The following is a 772-nucleotide window of genomic DNA, read 5'->3' as shown; positions in this document are numbered from 1 at the left end:
CGTTCGACCGCGAGTGCGACGCCCATCCCGCCGCCGATGCACAGCGATGCCAGCCCGCGCTTCGCATCGCGCTTGACCATCTCGTGCAGCAGCGTCACCAGGATCCGGCAGCCCGACGCGCCGATCGGATGGCCGATCGCGATCGCCCCGCCGTTCACGTTCACCTTCGACGTGTCCCAGCCCATCTGCTTGTGCACCGCCAGCGCCTGCGCCGCGAACGCCTCGTTGATCTCCATCAGGTCCAGGTCGCCCGGCGTCCAGCCCGCGCGCTCCAGGCACCGCCGCGACGCCGGCACCGGACCCATCCCCATCACGCTCGGGTCCACGCCCGCGTTCGCATATGCCTTGATCCGCGCGAGCGGTTTCAGGCCCAGCGCCGCTGCCTTCTGCGCCGACATCACCAGCACCGCCGCCGCGCCGTCGTTGATCCCCGACGCGTTCGCCGCCGTCACCGTGCCGTCCTTCGTGAACGCCGGCTTCAGCCCCGCCAGCGCGTCCACCGTCACGCCGTGACGCACGAACTCGTCGGTCGTGAACTGCAGCGGCTCGCCCTTCCTCTGCGGGATCGACACCGGCACGATCTCGTCATCGAAGCGGCCGGCCTTCTGCGCGGCTTCCGCCTTGTTCTGCGACAGCGCCGCGAACGCGTCCTGCTCTTCGCGCGTGATCCCGTATTCCTTCGCGACGTTCTCCGCCGTGATGCCCATGTGGTACTGGTTGTACACGTCCCACAGGCCGTCGACGATCATCGTGTCGACCAGCTTCGCGTCGC

General features: G+C 69.2%; 1 protein-coding gene. It reads right to left on the bottom strand.

Going from position 1 to position 772, the window contains the following annotated elements; all coding sequences use genetic code 11:
• A partial coding sequence (locus G3N94_RS41880) for an acetyl-CoA C-acyltransferase (RefSeq protein WP_205799977.1) occupies nt 1–772 on the bottom strand: 772 nt, incomplete at both ends.

Source organism: Burkholderia sp. Ac-20353, from assembly GCF_017104785.1.
GTDB lineage: Bacteria > Pseudomonadota > Gammaproteobacteria > Burkholderiales > Burkholderiaceae > Burkholderia.
Note: the sequence above shows the minus strand (reverse complement) of the source record. Positions and strands in the feature narration are given on the sequence as shown.